The organism is Helicobacter canis (assembly GCF_900451095.1).
Classification (GTDB): Bacteria; Campylobacterota; Campylobacteria; order Campylobacterales; family Helicobacteraceae; genus Helicobacter_B; species Helicobacter_B zhangjianzhongii.
Genome location: NZ_UGHV01000003.1, coordinates 1 through 19,227 on the forward strand (window position 1 = coordinate 1; position 19,227 = coordinate 19,227).

At 46.1% G+C, this 19,227-nt stretch carries 14 protein-coding genes, 2 tRNA genes and 2 rRNA genes; 9 read left to right on the forward strand and 9 right to left on the reverse strand.

Features of this window, described 5'->3' with window-relative positions; genetic code table 11:
• The 5 genes from DX060_RS09800 to DX060_RS11565 all read right to left on the reverse strand — a co-directional run.
• A 23S ribosomal RNA gene (locus DX060_RS09800) occupies positions 1 to 1,829 on the reverse strand; the annotation flags it as partial.
• Positions 1,830 to 2,067: 238 nt separating this feature from the next.
• Positions 2,068 to 2,143 (reverse strand) — tRNA-Ala (locus DX060_RS09805).
• Positions 2,144 to 2,147: 4 nt separating this feature from the next.
• Positions 2,148 to 2,224 (reverse strand) — tRNA-Ile (locus tag DX060_RS09810).
• A gap of 103 nt (positions 2,225 to 2,327) precedes the next feature.
• Positions 2,328 to 4,059: ribosomal RNA gene (locus tag DX060_RS09815) — 16S ribosomal RNA — on the reverse strand.
• Positions 4,060 to 4,080: 21 nt separating this feature from the next.
• On the reverse strand, positions 4,081 to 4,227 hold the full coding sequence (locus DX060_RS11565; protein ID WP_181814301.1) for a hypothetical protein: 147 nt from the start codon (positions 4,225 to 4,227) through the stop codon (positions 4,081 to 4,083).
• A 709-nt stretch (positions 4,228 to 4,936) separates the two neighbouring features.
• Between DX060_RS11565 and DX060_RS11570 the strand changes: the two genes are divergently transcribed.
• On the forward strand, positions 4,937 to 6,739 hold the full coding sequence (locus DX060_RS11570) for a toxin-antitoxin system YwqK family antitoxin (protein WP_181814302.1): 1,803 nt from the start codon (positions 4,937 to 4,939) through the stop codon (positions 6,737 to 6,739).
• A 9-nt stretch (positions 6,740 to 6,748) separates the two neighbouring features.
• Entirely contained in the window at positions 6,749 to 7,378 is a 630-nt protein-coding gene (locus tag DX060_RS09830) for a class II aldolase/adducin family protein (RefSeq protein WP_115012383.1), read from the forward strand.
• Between the two features lie 719 nt (positions 7,379 to 8,097).
• On the opposite strand, the gene dnaK is transcribed toward DX060_RS09830, so the two are convergent.
• The 4 genes from dnaK to DX060_RS11575 all read right to left on the reverse strand — a co-directional run bounded on the left by dnaK (position 8,098) and on the right by DX060_RS11575 (position 11,755).
• Positions 8,098 to 9,984, reverse strand: a complete 1,887-nt coding sequence (dnaK, locus tag DX060_RS09835) for a molecular chaperone DnaK (protein ID WP_115012384.1) — start codon at positions 9,982 to 9,984, stop codon at positions 8,098 to 8,100.
• Between the two features lie 21 nt (positions 9,985 to 10,005).
• Entirely contained in the window at positions 10,006 to 10,602 is a 597-nt protein-coding gene (gene grpE / locus DX060_RS09840; RefSeq protein ID WP_258552332.1) for a nucleotide exchange factor GrpE, read from the reverse strand.
• Between the two features lie 27 nt (positions 10,603 to 10,629).
• Positions 10,630 to 11,424 carry a hypothetical protein gene (locus DX060_RS09845; RefSeq protein WP_115012385.1) on the reverse strand — a complete coding sequence of 265 codons (795 nt, stop codon included), beginning with the start codon at positions 11,422 to 11,424 and terminating at the stop codon, positions 10,630 to 10,632.
• Positions 11,425 to 11,596: 172 nt separating this feature from the next.
• Complete coding sequence (locus tag DX060_RS11575) at positions 11,597 to 11,755, reverse strand: hypothetical protein (RefSeq protein WP_181814303.1); 159 nt, start codon at positions 11,753 to 11,755, stop codon at positions 11,597 to 11,599.
• A 62-nt stretch (positions 11,756 to 11,817) separates the two neighbouring features.
• Here DX060_RS11575 and DX060_RS09850 point away from each other — a divergent pair, with 62 nt between their 5' ends.
• From DX060_RS09850 to DX060_RS09870, 7 genes are all read left to right on the forward strand, one after another.
• Positions 11,818 to 13,857 carry a transketolase family protein gene (locus DX060_RS09850; protein ID WP_115012386.1) on the forward strand — a complete coding sequence of 680 codons (2,040 nt, stop codon included), beginning with the start codon at positions 11,818 to 11,820 and terminating at the stop codon, positions 13,855 to 13,857.
• Positions 13,851 to 15,341 (forward strand): penicillin-binding protein activator LpoB, encoded by a 1,491-nt coding sequence (locus DX060_RS09855; protein WP_115012387.1) that lies wholly within the window; start codon positions 13,851 to 13,853, stop codon positions 15,339 to 15,341. The genes DX060_RS09850 and DX060_RS09855 overlap by 7 nt, the downstream gene beginning before the upstream one ends.
• 202 nt (positions 15,342 to 15,543) lie before the next feature.
• On the forward strand, positions 15,544 to 15,681 hold the full coding sequence (locus tag DX060_RS11580; protein WP_181814304.1) for a hypothetical protein: 138 nt from the start codon (positions 15,544 to 15,546) through the stop codon (positions 15,679 to 15,681).
• Between the two features lie 8 nt (positions 15,682 to 15,689).
• Entirely contained in the window at positions 15,690 to 15,848 is a 159-nt protein-coding gene (locus DX060_RS11585) for a hypothetical protein (protein ID WP_181814305.1), read from the forward strand.
• 117 nt (positions 15,849 to 15,965) lie between these two features.
• Complete coding sequence (gene folK / locus DX060_RS12230) at positions 15,966 to 16,748, forward strand: 2-amino-4-hydroxy-6-hydroxymethyldihydropteridine diphosphokinase (RefSeq protein WP_258552333.1); 783 nt, start codon at positions 15,966 to 15,968, stop codon at positions 16,746 to 16,748.
• Positions 16,749 to 16,781: 33 nt separating this feature from the next.
• A complete protein-coding gene (gene flhF, locus DX060_RS09865; protein WP_115012388.1) occupies positions 16,782 to 18,350 on the forward strand; it encodes a flagellar biosynthesis GTPase FlhF in 1,569 nt (522 codons plus the stop codon).
• A gap of 9 nt (positions 18,351 to 18,359) precedes the next feature.
• Positions 18,360 to 19,220 (forward strand): P-loop NTPase, encoded by an 861-nt coding sequence (locus DX060_RS09870; protein WP_115012389.1) that lies wholly within the window; start codon positions 18,360 to 18,362, stop codon positions 19,218 to 19,220.
• Positions 19,221 to 19,227: the final 7 nt, after the last annotated feature.

The window sequence follows — 19,227 nt, forward strand, 5'->3', positions numbered from 1 at the left end:
AGAATACTCATCTCATCTACCTGTGTCGGTTTGCGGTACGGGCAATATAAGCTAAACTTAGAAACTTTTCTTGGCACGACGGTATCAGTGATTCTCTCTTCCATCCGAAGACTTCAAAGAGCCTGTCAAGTTTCGAATACAGGGGCGGATTTGCCTATCCCCCAATCTACGCTCTTCGACCAACACTTCCATCCGTTGGCTCACCTAACCCTATGCGTCCTTCCATCGCCACTTATATTGGTATAGGAATATTAACCTATTTTCCATCGACTACCCATTTCTGACTTGTCTTAGGACCCGACTAACCCTACGATGACGAGCATCGCGTAGGAAACCTTAGACTTTCGGCGAAGTGGATTCTCACCACTTTTATCGCTACTCATTCCTGCATGCTCACTTCGCATCGCCCAGCACTCCTTACCGGTATACCTTCACGCTGATACGAACGCTCTTCTACCACTGCACAAAGTGCAATCTACAACTTCGGTGTCTATCTTAGCCCCGTTATATTTTCTGCGCAGAATCACTAGACCAGTGAGCTGTTACGCTTTCTTTAAAGGATGGCTGCTTCTAAGCCAACCTCCTGGTTGTCTGAGTAACTCCACATCATTTTCCACTTAGAATAGAACTTTGGGACCTTAGTTGGTAGTCTGGGTTGTTCCCCTTTAGACGATTGATTTTATCACCCACCGCCTGACTCCCAAGATACGGCAATAGGTATTCGAAGTTTGACAGGGGTTGGTACCGCGGTGAGCAGCCCTAGCCAATCAGAGCTCTACCCCTATTGCTATTACTTGAGGCTATACCTAAATATATTTCGAAGAGAACCAGCTATCACCAAGTTTGTTTGGCCTTTCACCCCTATCCACAGCTCATCCCAACCCGTTTCAATGGGTACGAGTTCAGTCCTCCATAAGTTGTTACACTTACTTCAACTTGGCCATGGATAGATCACTTGGCTTCGGGTCTGCAGCATCTGACTAAATCGCCCTTTCAGACTCGCTTTCGCTACGGCTACGCGTTTGCTTAACCTTGCCAGATACCACAACTCGCAGGATCATTATGCAAAAGGCAGTCCATCACCCTTGTGAGCCTCACTAAGAAATTAGGCTAAATTCGCCTTGTGGCAAGATTTGCGGGAGTTTGAAAAAATCTTGTGCGACAGACCTTAAGTCTAGTCTCCGCGATTTTTTCTGCACAACCCACAAATCTTGCTCACAATGCTAGAATTTCTTGGTATTCCCTTTAATTCCTTAATGAGACCCACAATAGGGCTCTGAATGATTGTAGGCAAATGGTTTCAGGTTCTATTTCACTCCGCTCACTGCGGTTCTTTTCACCTTTCCCTCACGGTACTTGTTCGCTATCGGTAAGAGAGTAGTATTTAGGGTTGGAGAGTGGTCTCCCCATCTTCAGTCCGGATTTCTCGTGTCCTGACCTACTCTGGATCCTGCTACCTAACAACAACCTTTCGCATACGGGACTATCACCCTCTATGATGTATTTTTCCAAATACTTCTGCTAGATTGTTGTAGTGGATATTGCAGTCCTAAACCCCAGTAGCAAGCTACTGGTTTGCCCTGTTCCCCGTTCGCTCGCCGCTACTAGGAGAATCTCTGTTGATTTCTTTTCCTCTAGCTACTGAGATGTTTCACTTCGCTAGGTTCGCTCCATATAGGTAATGCGCATCGCTACGCATTGGGTTGCCCCATTCGGAAATCTACGGATCAAAGCCTCTTGACAGCTCCCCGTAGCTTATCGCAGTCTAGCGCGTCCTTCATCGCCTCTCTCTTCCAAGGCATCCACCATTTGCCCTTAAAAGCTTATGTATAGAAACTAAGCCTTTGCTCTTAGTTTCAGCTTTTGGTAGTGCATATGTATTCTAAAGACACTGCCTTATTGAATGTATGTTGCCATCATTCTCTAAGACGAATGTATCGTAGTATTTACTATCTAGGCTATTGACAATGAATTGTTAAATAACATTTAGACAAAAGTCTAATAAGAATCCTAAGCTAGAACTCTTATTAAACTTTATACTAAAAATGCAAAGTTAGTCTATCTTGGTGGTGGAGAATAGCGGGATCGAACCGCTGACCTCCTGCGTGCAAAGCAGGCGCTCTCCCAGCTGAGCTAATTCCCCACAATGGTGGGCTTAAGAGGACTTGAACCTCTGACCTCACCCTTATCAGGGGTGCGCTCTAACCACCTGAGCTATAAGCCCATAAACCTTAGTGGCATAATCTCTGACAACTAAGCAAGAATCTTTACATACTACTGCAAAAGCGTGGATAGGATAGAAACAAATCTACCTATCATATCTCTAGAAAGGAGGTGATCCAACCGCAGGTTCACCTACGGTTACCTTGTTACGACTTCACCCCAGTCGCTGCATCCGCCGTGGGCGGTAACCAATTTAGTATCCCGACTTAAGGCGAATACAACTCCCATGGTGTGACGGGCGGTGAGTACAAGACCCGGGAACGTATTCACCGTGACATTGCTGATTCACGATTACTAGCGATTCCAGCTTTATGTAGTCGAGTTGCAGACTACAATCCGAACTGAGAGACATTTTAGAGATTTGCTCCACCTCGCGGTATTGCGTCTCATTGTATGCCCCATTGTAGCACGTGTGTAGCCCTAGGCGTAAGGGCCATGATGACTTGACGTCGTCCTCACCTTCCTCCTCCTTACGAAGGCAGTCTCCTTAGAGTGCTCAGCCGAACTGCTAGCAACTAAGGACGAGGGTTGCGCTCGTTGCGGGACTTAACCCAACATCTCACGACACGAGCTGACGACAGCCGTGCAGCACCTGTTTTCAAGGTCTAGCAAGCTAGACACTCCACTATCTCTAGCGGATTCTATCAATGTCAAGCCTAGGTAAGGTTCTTCGCGTATCTTCGAATTAAACCACATGCTCCACCGCTTGTGCGGGTCCCCGTCTATTCCTTTGAGTTTTAATCTTGCGACCGTACTCCCCAGGCGGAATGCTTAATGCGTTAGCTGCATTACTGCCCTGACAAGCAGGGCAACAACTAGCATTCATCGTTTAGGGCGTGGACTACCAGGGTATCTAATCCTGTTTGCTCCCCACGCTTTCGCGCATCAGCGTCAGTAATGTTCCAGCAGGTCGCCTTCGCAATGAGTATTCCTCTTGATCTCTACGGATTTTACCCCTACACCAAGAATTCCACCTACCTCTCCCATACTCTAGAAAAGTAGTTTCAAATGCAGTTCTGTAGTTAAGCTACAGGATTTCACATCTGACTTACTTTCCCGCCTACGCGCTCTTTACGCCCAGTGATTCCGAGTAACGCTTGCACCCTCCGTATTACCGCGGCTGCTGGCACGGAGTTAGCCGGTGCTTATTCGTAAGATACCGTCATAATCTTCTCTTACAAAAGGAGTTTACAATCCTAAAACCTTCATCCTCCACGCGGCGTTGCTGCTTCAGGGTTTCCCCCATTGAGCAATATTCCCTACTGCTGCCTCCCGTAGGAGTCTGGACCGTGTCTCAGTTCCAGTGTGTCCGATCACCCTCTCAGGCCGGATACCCGTCATAGCCTTGGTGAGCCATTACCTCACCAACAAGCTGATAGGACATAGGCTGATCCTTTAGCGAGAGCACTCAATAAAAAATTCATCTTAAATTCAGCTTTTGGAGTATTTTTGCGGATTCTACAAACAATGCTTCAGTCATTACCGCTTAAGGCAACTCCTTCGCATTGTGCTTGAAAACTACAAAAATACTCTCAAAATCTTAGAATTTACACTTTCTCATAGATTTCAATCCATTACAGACCTCTATGGCAAAAGTGGATTCTAGTTAGATTACAAGAGAATTCTTTATTGAGTGCTACTTTCCCCCGTAGGGAGTATCCAGTATTAATCACCGTTTCCAGTGGCTATCCCAGACTAAAGGGCACATAACCTATGCATTACTCACCCGTGCGCCACTAATCCACTTCTAGCAAGCTAGAAGCTTCATCGTTCGACTTGCATGTATTAGGCACGCCGCCAGCGTTCACTCTGAGCCAGGATCAAACTCTCCATAAGAATTATGGAAGTTTGTATCTATCAAATCAATAGTAGCAAACTCTCCATAAAAATGGGGAGTTTGAGCCAACAATAAATGATGACTGCAAACTCTCCATAAAAATTATGGAAGTTTGTATCTATCAAATCAATAATAGCAAACTCTCCATAAAAATATCCGCACTGCATTAGATCGCTTAATAGCCACCCAAACGCTAGCAGATATGGAAAAATTTGTCCCAATCTCTTTATAAATCACAAAGACTTACTCTAGCTTCTAAACATAATAAATAGTCTAGAAACAAGACATAGTCGAAGTTGTATAACATAAACAATGTTTAGTCAAAAGAGATTTAAGTCTAAATCTAAAAAAAGCAAAAATGCCTTTGCAGATTCCTTAAATCTTCTTGCTTAGATGTCAAAGATCACTGCCAATTCTTATCTAAGGTAAGATAAAAACCAAGCAAAAGAACACCCAGATCCAAAAACAAAGACCTAAACAATATCACGATCTAAACCATACGATAATCATATGATAAAGGCTGAGATAAGAAAGCTAAATGCTATGAATTTTGGGAAGCAGAATATTACAAATTCATTACTTAAATATAACTGAAGCGAGTGGAAAAATATGTGGGAGAGATGGGGGGAGAGAGAGTAAGTAAAAATATAGTAAAATAAAGCTTTTGTCCGCAATATTTACTTGGCACCACCAAAGCAAATATAATTATAGACATAAACGCCACCCCAAAATAAAGATAACTACCCATATATCATAAGCCACAAGATCCTTATATCTTATGCAAAGACCACCCAAGCGTGCGCCTAGTCGATAAATAAATTTGTTATAATGTAGCCACAGACACTTTCATATCACGCTTTTAGACTGGAGTATGCAATGAGCCACAAAAACACACCTAGCAATCCCTATCCCATATCCACGCTGATTATTGCACTTGGCTTTGTGGTGATTATGGGCTGGCTTTTGCAAGCTTGCGTGCAGACCAAGCCAGCTAAACAAAATCAAGCCTCTCGCTCCACTATCCCTGCCCCCACCATCAAGGCACCTAAAACCCCCAGCCAAATTCGCTCCCACAGCCAAGTCAAAAGTCAAAAGCCAATTCTCCCCACAGCCAAGCCAAAAGTCAAAAGCCAGCCAATACACACTACACAAGCTAGTCAGCACACCCAAAGCACCACAACCACACAAAAGCCCAGCACACCAAATCCGCGCGCGCCACAATCCACACAATCCACACAATCCACACAATCCACACAATCCACACAAGCCACACAAGCCCTAGAATCCACCTCCACAGACTTCTCCCAGCCCATAGCAGATCAGGCAGATTTAACAGAAGTGGATTCTACTCCACTGCCACTCAATATCAAAGCAAAAGACATTTTAAACACCCCAACAATCAAAGATAGTCATCAAAATATCACGGCTAAAAAATCACTTGATTCTGGCTTTACCTTTGTGGAGCTCTACGGACCCACAGGTGATTTACGCGCACGATTGAGCTTTAAAGGAGAGGTTTTAGATGGGATTAGCACCGCTTATCAAAACGGGCAAGTCGCACGCGAAATCCCCTACAAAGATGGGCAAATAGATGGCATAGTCATCACCCATATCCCGCCAGATAAACGGCTTGAAAGCAGCTATAAAAATGGCAAAAAGCACGGCAAAACAATCCTATACTACCAAGACACGCCCATTAGCTCTAAGACCTATTACAATGGCATTTTACACGGCACGCTAGAGACTGCTCTGGATCTCACAGATAGTGCCACTTACAAAAACACCAACTCTCTCACGCATTACCACTATGGCAAGAAGCAAGGCGAGTCCATAGGCTATGCCAATGGCAATATTGTCTTTAAACAATACTATCGCAACGATGTCTTACAAGGGCAAACCCAAACCTATGGCGAAAATGCCATTATCAAAATCTCTCGGCATTATCACAATGGGCTTTTACACGGCGAAGAAATTGTATATAACTACCCAGAAGAAACCCCTATGTATAAATCCCATTATGAATTTGGCGTGCTTATCTCTCCTTATGAAAATTATGAAGCCAATGGAGTGATTTACTACTCCATAGCACCTAAAGACAAATCCAGCACCATCACTCAATCCCAGCACACCGACACACAAGAGCTATGGCACTATGCAAATAGCCAGCAAGTAGCCTTGCAAATCACAAAAGACCCTCATCAAAAGCGCGTGCAAATCTTCTATAAAAATGGCGTATTAGCAAGTGATAGCATAATCACTGCCACACAAGCAAGTATCTCCTACTACACACAAGATGCGCTCCTAGAATCTAAAGTCCTTTACAATGCCAGCTCTCCTGTAAAAACGACTTGGCACTACACTCCACAAGGACAGCTATTGACAAAAAGCCAAGAGTCTCCCGCCAAAACCATCACGCAAAGCTACAGAGATGGCGCACTAGAGAGTGAGGTTGTCGTGCTAGAGAGTGAAGAGCGCACGATACAAAAGGGCTTTTTCCCAGATGGTAGCTTGCAGTTTGAGCACCACTATATAGAAGACACAATGATCCAAGGCGCACTTTATGACAAAAATGGCAGAGTCATCTACTCTTTTCCCCATACCAATCAAGATATGATTTTTGATGAGGCATTCCCCAATACCGCGGCAAAAAGACGCCAAAAAGTCTTGCCAAACTACTAAAGGACACTTATGAATATCCATACAAAAAACATCAACTCCCCTGTGATTAGCCACCTTGCTAATGTGGCGCATTCTCTATGCCAAAGTGGCTTGCTTGGTGTGTTTTATGGCTCGATTTCCGCGCGACTTAGTGCCAATAGCTTTCTTATCAATCGCAAAGATGCCTTGCTAGATAAAATGACCAATGACTCCTTTATCACACTTCACGACAAAGAAGACTATCGCTGGCAAGAAGCAAGCCTAGATAGCTTTATCCACGCAAATATTTATCGCAATTTTCTAGAAGCACGCTTTGTGCTATACTCCCACGCACCCTATGCGACTTCATACTCACTCAATCACGACACAATAAAGCCCATTGATTATCTAGGGCATAGGATTCTTGGGAGCAAAAGCAAAATTTTGGATTCTAAAGAGTATGAGACACTCTATGAGCGAGCAGATACGGACATCGTGCGCTACTTTAAGACCAATCCCGCAAACTTTGTCCTACTCAAAGGCTGCGGGATCTATGGCTATGGACGCGATCTCTCCGCGCTTGTCAAGCTTATGGCTGTGGTAGAAAATAGCTGCAAGATTCTGCATTTTAACAACCTGCTTGACCAAAGCTATGCTGATGAAAGTCGCTTTGAAATCTAGGCACTAGAATCCACTTTTGCTCCCTTTGTCCCTAGAATCCACTTTTTACACTTTTGGCGTTTTACAATTCTTACTTAATCCTAGAATCCATTTTTTACATTTTCCAAAAGTGGATTCTAGTAAAGGTTATTTTGCTAGCGCAAAATTATGGATCGCCACGCAATCGCTACCGCGCTTGCTCGCGATGACTATGGGGGCGGTGCCATTAGAATCCTCGTTTTGTAATCCTGTCACCTACCACTTTTTAATTTTCAAGCTTTTTTATCGTCATTGCGAGCGGACTTGTCCGCGCGGCAAAGCGTAGCTTCTTTAGTAATCCATAGTAAAAGTGGATTCTAGTAAGCAAGCTTTTTTCTGTCATCGTGAGTCGTGTGCCAATACGGCGTGGCGATCCATTTGCGTTTTGTCAAAAGTGGATTCTAGGCTCTGGAGTTGCCCTATAAATTTCCACAATCGCTACCGCGCCTAGCTTTGTGGTGTTTGCAATGAGTAAAACAATAGAGTAAAAGTGGATTCTAGTGGGTTTATGGAGCTAGGGTGGAGCTAGATCTAGTGTGCTAGAGATTGCAAGGTAGTAGCATTGCTTTAGCTTATTTAAATCTCTTAAATCTCTTGCTTTGGGGATAATGTAGTATCTAGCATTGTGAGCGATCTAGCCAAAGACACTCACAAGCCTAGTAAGCGCGTATCTACGCGCTTGGGGCAGTGGGTCATCAATCTTACTCCACTTCCGCGTCAATCACATCATCATCTTTGCCTTTTTTCTTCTGCTCTCCTTGTGCCTGCGCTCCTTGCGGATTTTCTTTGGCATACATCGCTTCTGTGAGCTTGTGGCTCACTTCTGTCAATGCTTTTAGCTTCTCATCGATTTGCTCTTTTGTGGCGTTTTCATCTTTGAGCACTGCCTTTAGCTCTTCTAGGGCGGTGTTGATTTTCTCTACTTCGCTAGATTCTAGCTTATCTTTCATCTCGCCTAGGGTCTTTTCTGTTTGATACACCATAGAATCTGCCATATTGCGCGCTTCTATCGCGCCTTTGCGCTTGGCGTCTTCTTCTTTATGCAGCTCGGCGTCTTTGACCATTTTTTCAATTTCAGAATCTGAAAGCCCGCTAGAGCCGGTGATTTTGATCTCTTGGGATTTGCCACTTACCTTATCTTTTGCCGATACCGTTAGAATCCCATTGGCATCAATGTCAAAGGTTACTTCAATCTGCGGCACACCGCGTGGGGCTGGCGGGATACCCTGCAAATCAAAATTCCCTAGCAGTTTATTATCCCTAGCTAGCTCTCTCTCGCCTTGTAGCACGCGGATTGTAACGGCTGGCTGATTATCTTCAGCTGTGGAGAAAGTCTGCGCCTTTTTGGCAGGGATCGTGGTGCCGCGATCAATCACGCGTGTCATCACGCCGCCAAGTGTCTCAATCCCGAGGCTCAAAGGCGTAACATCAAGCAGCAGCACATCTTTGACATCGCCTTTCAAAACACCGCCTTGGATCGCCGCGCCCACTGCTACGACCTCATCGGGATTTACGGATTTGTTCAAATCTTTACCGATGAAGTCTTTGACCCTCTCTTGCACTTTTGGGATTCTGGTGCTTCCGCCTACCATCACCACTTCGCTAATATCGCTCTTGCTAAGTCCCGCATCTTCAATCACTGCGCCGATTTTTTTGATCGTCTCTTCCACTAGATCATCAATCAAGCTCTCAAACTTCGCTCGCGTGAGCTTTTTGACAAAGTGCTTTGGTCCGCTGCTATCTGCGGTGATAAAAGGCAGGTTAATTTCTGTCTCCTGCGCGCTACTAAGCTCCTTTTTAGCATTTTCTGCGGCGTCTTTGAGCCGTTGCAACGCCATAATATCCTGCTTAATATCAATGCCACTTTCATCTTTGAACTCACTCGCTGCCCAATCGATAATGCGATTATCAAAGTCATCGCCTCCTAGGAACGCATCGCCCCCTGTGGCAAGCACTTCTACGACATTATCGCCTGTTTCTAGCACGGTTACATCAAATGTCCCCCCGCCTAGGTCATAGACCATAATTTTTTCAGCTTCTTTTTTATCTAGCCCATAAGCAAGCGCGGCAGAAGTAGGCTCATTGATGATCCGTAGCACATTAAGCCCAGCGATGGTGCCAGCTTCTTTGGTGGCTTTTCGTTGAGAGTCGTTGAAGTAAGCTGGCACAGTGATGACTGCTTCTGTAACGCCTTCACCCAAGTAGCTCTCGGCATCTTCTTTGATTTTCATCAAAATCTTTGCCGAGATTTCTTGAGGCGTATAGGTTTTATCCGCGATTTCTACCGCGCAAGCACCATTTCTATCCACGATTTTATAGGGCAGTCGCTCTTGGGCTTGCTTTGCCTTATCTTCATTAAGCATTAGTCCCATAATACGCTTGATAGAGTAGATTGTCTTTTGAGGATTGGTGATTGCCTGTCTTTTTGCCGGCTCGCCTACGAGAATCTCGCCTTTATCGGTAAATGCCACGATAGAAGGCGTTGTATTTTTGCCCTCTTTGTTGGCGATGATTTTTGCCTCATTGCCTTCATATACTGCCATTGCAGAGTTTGTCGTCCCTAGGTCGATTCCAATTACTTTTGCCATTTTGTGTCCTTTATGTTGAGATTAGTTGTTTTTCACCACTGCTACCATCGCTGGGCGCAGGGTGCGTTGTTTATACACATAGCCTTGCTGCATTACTTGGGCGATTTGCCCATCTTGTGCCTCTGGCTTTGCCACTTGCATAATACACTCGTGCAAGTTCGGGTCAAACTCCCCGCTTGTATCAATCGCCTCTACGCCGTGGCGACTAAGGATTTTTAGGAAGTTCTCCTGCACAAGCACAATGCCCTCTAAAATCGCGCTATGATCTTTGGCGGCGGCTTTGGCATTATCTAGCGCGTCTAAGATAGGCAGCAAGTCTTTGGCGATTTTTTCATACGCATATTCTAGGGCTTGATTTTTCTCGCGCTCTAGGCGTTTCTTGACATTTTCAAAATCCGCATACGCTCGCATATACTTTTCTTCAAGCTCTTTGTAAGCTTGCTGCATAATCGGCGCGCTAGATTCTTGCTCCACACTAGAATCCACATTAGATCCTAGTGAGTCTTCTGCTATCTCTTGAGTAGCTTCGCTAGGATCTTGGCTAGGATCTTGCTCTTGGCTATCGTGCATTCCAGCGTGCGACTCTTGTAGTAGCTCATCTTTTGATTCATCTTGCATACACACTCCTTATAAAGTAAATTATCCCTATGAAGCTTGCGACTCTAGGGCTTCATAAAAGCTCTCATAGTCTTGGTCAAGTCGCCCAATGCAAAGCATTTTTGCCTCTTGCCCCTGCACCCACGCAGAATGCGCGATGATAAGATAATCGCTAGAATCTGGGAAATACACACAGCTATCAAGCTTGATAAACAAATCCCCGCTAATCATCTCAAGCGCACTTTGAGGTGCATTGGCAAATACCTCGCCCAAAAACCCTAGACCAAAAAAGCGCGTTTTCTCCACACTTTGCAGTGCTTTTAACGCTTGGGCTAGGCTATTGGCGCATACATCTTGGGCGATCCTTTGTATATCATTGATACCAACACCCACAAGCTCTTGACAAAATCGCGCCATAGAAGCCACAAAGGGTATAGCGACACAATCGCGCTCAAACACCAGCACAATCGCGCCATTTTCACCCGCCTCCACCTCCAGCACGCGCAAGAGCTTTTGAGGCGTTGCGACACGCAAGGCACAAGTGAGCCCAAACTCATCACATAGGGAGTGGAGTCGTGTAGTATCAATCACAGGTTCAAGGCGTGTGGGCTGCAGCACTTCTCGCCAATAATTCCGCAAAGCAGCGCGCGTAGGCACACGCCCAGAGCTAATATGCGTCTGTACGATCACGCCCTCTTGTCCTAGAATCTTAAAGTAGTTGCGAATAGTCGCAGAAGAGATCTTCCCCTGCAAGCAGCTCTTTAGCGATTCTGATCCAATAGGCTCGTGGCATTTGACATATTGCTTGATTAAATGATTAAGCAAGAATTCTTTCTTCTGCATAGCACAATCCTTGAAACCTTATGCCTTGTTACTACAACGGGCGAAATTCTAACCCACAAAAGTAAATGAAATTAGCATTTATCTAAAAAGATTGCTAAAAAATGGCAAATATTAGTCTAGTAGTATAAACTTTTATTAGCATAAAAGGCTAACTATTCTTTACTATACAGAATCAATATAGCGCGATTCTCCCTAGACTCACACTAGGCGTATGCGCACTACACGCACGCCGATACGCCAACGCACCCCCATTAAGCAATAGAATTTTAAGAAATATCATAAGGATTTTTCGGCACAATGCGTGCCTACCCAAAGCCACCCTAGAATCCATATAGTTGCTTACAGCTAGATTCTAGCTGTATTCTAGAGGCTATTTCACTGCAAGGATCTTATATGTCTGCTATCACCAAGGATAATCTCCCCCTACTCACCCAAGCCGCAAATGAGCTGCGCTATCTCTGTGCTGATATTGTCCAGCAGGCTAATAGCGGACACCCCGGCGCGCCTATGGGGCTTGCTGAAGTAGCAGTCGTGCTATCCCACCACCTACGCCTAAACCCCAAAAATCCGCGCTATCTCAATCGCGATCGCCTAGTCTTTAGCGGTGGGCACGCAAGTGCGCTTGTGTATAGCCTGCTGCATTTATGGGGCTTTGAAGTGAGTATGCAGGATTTACGCTCTTTCCGCCAGCTTGATTCTCTCACGCCCGGACACCCAGAGTTTGCCCACACGCCCGGAGTAGAGATCACCACAGGACCACTAGGGCAAGGGATCGCCAACGCCGTGGGATTTGCTATGGCACAAAAGCGTGCTAATGCTATGCTAGAAAAAGTGGATTCTAGTGCGGTGCGTGAAAATGGAGTGCGTGAAAATAGGGCGTGTGAAAAAATGGATTCTAGCGATGTGGATTCTAGCAAGCCCATATCTAAGCCTATTTTGGATCATTATGTATATTGCCTGTGTGGCGATGGGGATTTGCAAGAGGGCATTAGCTATGAGGCTTGCTCGCTTGCTGGCTTACACCAGCTAGAGAGACTTATCATCATCTATGATAGCAACGGCATAACCATAGAGGGCAGCACGCAAATCGCCTTTAGCGAAAATATCCGCGCGAGATTTGAGGCACAGGGCTTTAGCGTGTTTGAGTGCGATGGGCATAATCTTTTAGCCATAGATTCTGCCCTAGAATCCGCCAAAGCCTCTCCTAAGCCAAGCCTTATCATCGCGCAGACCACCATAGGCAAAGGCGCGCTAGAGCTAGAAGGCAGCCATAAAACCCACGGCGCACCGCTAGGCACAGAGCTTATCGCCAAAGCCAAGAAGCAAGCGGGCATAAGTGAGCAAAGCTTTGCTATCAGTGATGAAGTGGGCTTTGTCTTCCGCGCTTGTATGGAAAAGGGTGCGAGCCTAGAAGCCTTGTGGGAGCAGGCTCTAAGCCCACAGGCAAAGGCTATGCTAGCGACACTCACCGCGCCATTAGAGCAAAAAGTGGATTCTATCTCCTACCCCACTTTCACGCAAGGCGACTCCCTAGCCACGCGCGTAAGCAATGGCAAGATCCTAAATGCCATCGCCAAAGCCCTGCCAAACTTCATCGGCGGCAGCGCGGATCTCGCCCCTAGCAACAACACTGCCTTGCTGGATTCTAGCGATTTCCCTAGTGGCAATAATCTCCACTTTGGCATTAGAGAGCATTCTATGGGCGCGATTTGCAATGCCTTTGCCAACTACGGGCTTTTCCTGCCATTTTGCGCGACATTTTTTGTCTTTAGCGATTATATGAGTGCGAGCGTGCGGATCGCTAGCATTATGAGGGCAAAGGTGTTTTATATCTTCACGCACGATTCTATCGGCGTGGGTGAAGATGGCGCGACACATCAGCCAATCGAGCAGCTAAGCCACTTCCGCGCTATGCCCAATCTCCTTCTCTTCCGCCCAGCCGATGCGCAAGAAAACATCGCTTGCTGGCAAGTAGCCCTAGAATCTAACGCGCCTAGTGCCTTTGTGCTTTCACGCCAAAATCTCCCTGTGCTCTCCCCTGTGGCAAAAGCTCAAGCCCAAAGGGGAGCGTATATCAAGCAGGATTCTAGCCTAAGCGATCAAGCGCAAATCACCCTACTTGCAAGCGGCAGTGAAGTATCACTCTGCCTACAAGCCCAAGAGCTACTAGAATCTAGCGGTGTGCCTACGCGCGTGGTGAGTATGCCCTGCTTTGAGCTTTTGTGCGAGCAGGATCCTAGCTACCACAAAGAGCTTTTTGCTGGCAAAGTGCTAGCCGTAGAAGCCGCTAGGGGTGATGAGCTGTATCGCTTCGCAGATTTTGTGCTAGGGCTAAAAAGCTTTGGCAAGTCGGCTAAGGGCGAGCAGCTTTTCACACATTTTGGGCTTAGTGCAGAAAATATCACTAGAGTCGCAAAAGAGCTTTTATGCTAAAGCACACATTTAGGATCTGTGTAGGTGTGCTACTTGTGCTAGCCCTAGCCCACGCTAAAAAGTCCCCACAATACATCACAGACTCTAAAGACTTTAGCTCCATAGGTATCGATCGCCACGATATAGAATCCGTAGTAGAAAAAGTCTCAACCAAGCTCCTAGAATCTAGCTTCGTGCGTGAGCTACAAGGGCAGAAGATCCTAGCCATAGCTGATTTGCGCAACTTAACGCAAGAAGATATTGATGTAGAGTTTTTAAGCCGCAAGATCACACGCACATTGCGCAAGGGCAAGAAATTTACCCTTACAAACGCCATAGCCGGCAGCGGCTCTAGCACCGATAGCTTAATCACAGATTCTAGGAAGCTTACCAAAGACAAACGCTTCAACCAATACACCACCCAAGAAGATGGCACACTCCTAGCCCCAAACTTTTCCCTTAGTGGCAAGATCATCGAGCGTAGAAAAAGTGTAGGCGATAAGGTGCGAGTGGATTATGACTTCCTTTTCGTGCTAACAGACCTAAAAAGCGGGCGAGTAGTATGGGACGATGAAGAAAACATCGCCAAAGCCATTGATAAATCCCAAGTCGCGCGATTTAGCAAGCTAGGGGCTGGGACTTGTGAGGGCGGCGATGCGATCGCGTGTGAGAGAGAGGCGCAAGCCGCGCTAGATTCTAGCGATTATGAGAGTGCGCAAGAGCTTTTTAAGCAAGCGTGTGATTTAGGCAATCGCCAAGCCTGTGAAAACGCCGCCTATATCAAGCGCACACTAAAAGAGCAAAAAAAGCAAGAGAAAAAGGCAAAAGCGCAGGCGAGAGACGGGCGATTTGGGCTAAGTGTGGGCGCGGACATTGGCTTTGGCGGGGGGAGTGCGAATATGGCTCCTACGCCTTATAGCTCTAAGCCAACTACTAGCAGCGGCGGCAGTAGTGGCAAGGGATTTATCCACTATACTGATGGGGAATACTCCAAAGATATTTCATCAGTGTATATGCTTAAAGCTGGGCTATGGTATCGGCAGAAAAATGGCATATATCTCAGTGCCGATGTGCTCTATGGCGGCTTTCAGGCTAAAACTTATGACTCGCCCTATCAATTTACCTGCACGGGCAATAGCTATGGGTATTGCAGCTGGGAGGGCGTGGATATTACAGGGCTAAAGTTTGATCATAAGCTTTTTGGTGGTGGGGCGCGTGTGGGCTATGCGATCTCAAGTAGTGATAATAGCTTGGCATTAGTTGGCTTTGTGGGTGGAGGCGCGCTCAAAGATGTAGGCTCTAGTATGAAAAGTGTCGGGGGCTATGTCATCAACCAAAAGCTTGATAATCTCTTCCCATTTTGGGAGATAGGGCTTATGCTAAGCTTTAAATATGTATCGCTAGAGACAAGCTATCGGCATTTGTTGAATGGCAAAGATGATAAAAGCTGGGCGAGTATCGGGGCGTTTAATGTGGGGGTGGGATTTTTGCTCCCGGTATGGTAGGCGGTGCTACGCGTTGGCTTTGTGCTGGGGGGATTCGGCTTTGGGTAGGCAATGCGATTGATTGCACGATTTTTTGGGCAACCGCAGACCTCTAGTCTAGCTCTGCCCCAAAAATCGTGCAAAACAACCACAGCCCCACTGCAATTCCTAGAATCCTAGAAAATATGAACAAAAGCAAAAAGTGGACTCTAGGATTTTAACTATGGATTACCACGCCTTGCAGGGCAAGGCTCGCAATGACAAAAAAAGCAATGGATTGCTTCGGTCGCTTTGCTCTCTCGCAATGACAAGGGGGCGGATTTTTCACACGAGACACGATTATCTTCTTCTAGGATTCTAGGAGTTGCGGTGGTGCTTTCAAAAATGGATTCTAGGGATAACGCCCTTTCTGTCATCGCGAGCGGTGCTTGCACCGCGTGGCGATCCACACTAGAATCCACTTTTTTACTATGGATTACTAAAGAAGCTACGCTTTGCCACGACTTCCTAGCAGAAGTCTCGCAATGACAAGAAAAAGGCGTTAATATAAAAAGTGGATTCTAGGGATAAAAGGAGCAAAAGTGGATTCTAGGATTTTGACTATGGATTCTAAAGAAACAAGCGCACATCGCCGAGCGGTATCCCTTGTTTTCTAAAGAAGCTACGCTTTGCCACGCCTTGCAGGGAAAGGCTCGCAATGATGATATAAACGCGGATTCTAGTGTGGGCTGGATCCTAGCTCCTAGCTTCCCTGCGCACACCCCACGCACAAGCTCACGCTATCTCAAGCACTCTGCCACCTTGCGCTATCAAGCAAGCCACACAATCGCCGCTAGCAAAGCTCCCTGCACTGCCCACAGCCCTACCCCACGCAAAAGCCACGCCCACGCAGCGCACAAGCTCACAAAACACGCCCTTCACAACACCACGCCAGCAATCCACCTCCCCCCCACCAAAAGCCCTAGAATCTCGCCACACAAACACCGCAAGATCCCTGCCACGCACCGCCACATCATCACCCTAGGCATAGGCGCAAATCTCGGCACAAAGCAGGCGATCTGCCAGCGATTTGCCCATTTGCTAGATTCTCTCACGCGCAATAGGCATTGCAGCTTGCTTGCTACAAGCCCGATTTTGCGTAATCCGCCCTTTGGCTACGCCAATCAGCCCCATTTCTACAATGCCATTATCACGCTACGCACAAGCCTAAGCATAGTCGAGCTTTTTGGGCTTGTGTTTTACCTAGAGCGGCGATATGGCAGGGGGAGAAAAAGAGCGTTTAAAAACGCGCCTAGAACGCTTGATATTGATATAATTTTCTATGATAAAGTGATAATAAAGCGAGCGTATCTTACAATCCCACATAAGCAATTTCACACGCGGGATTCTGTGCTGCTTCCACTAGGCTTTGTGCTATGGCAATGCTAGAATCCAAATCCACCAATCTACAAGGAGTAAGCTGTGCAGACCTTTACTTTCACAGGAGAGACACCAGCAGAAGCTCTCAAAAAGGCGCGCGATGAGCTAGGCGATGATGCGATGATTTTAAAGACCCAAGAAGTGCGCAAAAAGAGCTTAAATCAAAGCGCGCTCTATGAGCTAGTGGTAGGGGTAGAAGATGCTATCGCGCCACAGCCTAAAGACACCCCGGAAGAGACTGCCAAGCCCCTGCCAAACAATAGTATCCAAAAACGCCTTGAAGCCATAGCAGAGAAAGAAATCGCCGCGAAAAAAAAGCAGCGCAGCCTTAGCCATATCTTTGATGATGATGTAACCATCGAGCTATCAAACACTGTGCGCGAGATCAGCAAGCTAGCAGGGCTGCCTACCTCTATGCCAGATGCCTCCGCGCTTCTAGCAAAAGCCCAAGAAGCCCAAAAGGCAAAGAGCCAAGCAAGCGAGCCTATCGAGCTAGCCGAGCTAGAATCCACCCCCAAAATCCCCAAAGGCTATGCAAACACAACCCCCCAAAAAGCCCAAACACAAAGCCTAGAATCCAAAGCCCCAGCACCAGAATCCACACAGCAAACCCCAGAGCTAGAATCCACTTTAGAGACAAAAGAGGCAAGCACCCCCCCTGCCAAAACCACTTTCACGCCCATTGATGATACAAGCAGTATCAAAGATATTCAAAATGAGCTAAAAAAGCTTAATGACAAAGTCAAGCTCATACAAAACACCCTGTGGGACGAGAAATCCCCCAAAAATATGGGCATAGAAATCCCCAAAGAATTTGCCGAAATCTATCGTATCGCTAAAAATAGCGGTATGAATAAGGCGCATTTAGAAGAGATTATGCGACTAAGCCTAGAGTTTATGCCGCTAAAAATGCGCGAGCAGAGCCAAACCATACGCCGCTACTTCCGCGAAGTGCTGCGCAAGATGATCTACTGCCGCAAGGAAAATAGCGTGGGCAAAAAGATCATTATGCTAGTAGGTCCCACAGGGGTTGGCAAAACGACTACCCTAGCAAAGCTTGCAGCACGCTATTCCCAGATCCTCCCAGAGAAGAAAAAGGTAGGCATTATCACGCTTGATGACTATCGTATCGGGGCTATGGAGCAGCTCGCGTGGTATGCGAGAAAAATGCGCATTAGCATAGATTCTGTGAGTGAGAGTGATGATTTTATCAACAAAATCGAAGCCCTAAGCTATTGTGATTATATCTTGATCGATACTGCTGGACACTCCCAGCACGATAGAGAGAAAATCAATGAGCTAAAGCGATTTATCCGCAATGATGACTATAAAATTGATGTAACACTTGTGCTATCTGCTAGCACCAAATACGAAGATCTAAAGGACGCTTACACTGCCTTTGGCGAGCTTGGGATAGATACTTTCATCTTTAGCAAGCTTGATGAAGCGCGTGGGCTTGGCAATATCTTTTCCCTTGTGTATGAGACCAAAAAGCCCATAAGCTACCTAACCATAGGGCAGGAGGTGCCAAGCGATGTTGTAATAGCAGATAATATGTATTTAGCCGATTGTCTTATTGGTGGGTTTTTCTACCCTAACAAAGCCCAATAAGGAGCTAATATGCAGAGAAATCAAGCCGCCAACCTAGAATCTATGATGCAAAATAGCAAAAAAAGCACCGCAAAATTCATCGCCATAACTTCAGGCAAGGGCGGTGTAGGCAAGTCCAATATCTCGGCAAATCTCGCCTACTCGCTTAATAAGCTAGGATACAAAGTCGGGGTCTTTGATGCAGACATTGGGCTAGCAAATCTTGATCTAATCTTTGGCGTAAAAACAGAGAAAAATATCTTGCACGCGCTTAAAGGGCAGGCGGATTTTAAAGAAGTGGTCTATGAGATTAGCAAAGGGCTATATCTAATCCCGGGCGATAGTGGGGAGGAGATCCTTAAATATTCTGCTTCAAGTATGCTAGCAGATTTTGCTAGTGAGGCGGCGATTTGGGATCTCTTTGATTATGTGATAGTCGATACGGGAGCTGGGATTAGCACGCTGACGCAGGCATTTTTGCAAGCAAGCGATCATATCATTGTCATCACTACCCCAGAGCCAAGTGCCAAAGCCGATGCCTATGCTATGCTAAAGGTGAGTTCAAAATTTACTAATGAATGTATGATGCTTGTAAATATGGCTTCTTCAAGCAATCAAATCAATCAAGTTTTCACCACAATCGCTAATGTCGCTAAGGCAAATATCCCCAATCTCTCGCTCACACTTCTTGGAGGCTTTGAGCATAATGCCGCGGTAAAAAAGGCGATTTTACACAGAAAGCTCATCTGCCAGAGCGAGCCACACAATATCTTCTCACTCACAATGCAAGAGGTCGCGCAAAATCTCATCAACAAAGTGGAACATAATATGCTTAACACACCTAAGAAAAGCATTGGAAGCTTTTTTAAGCGTTTGCTAGGATATTTGTAAAGGACTA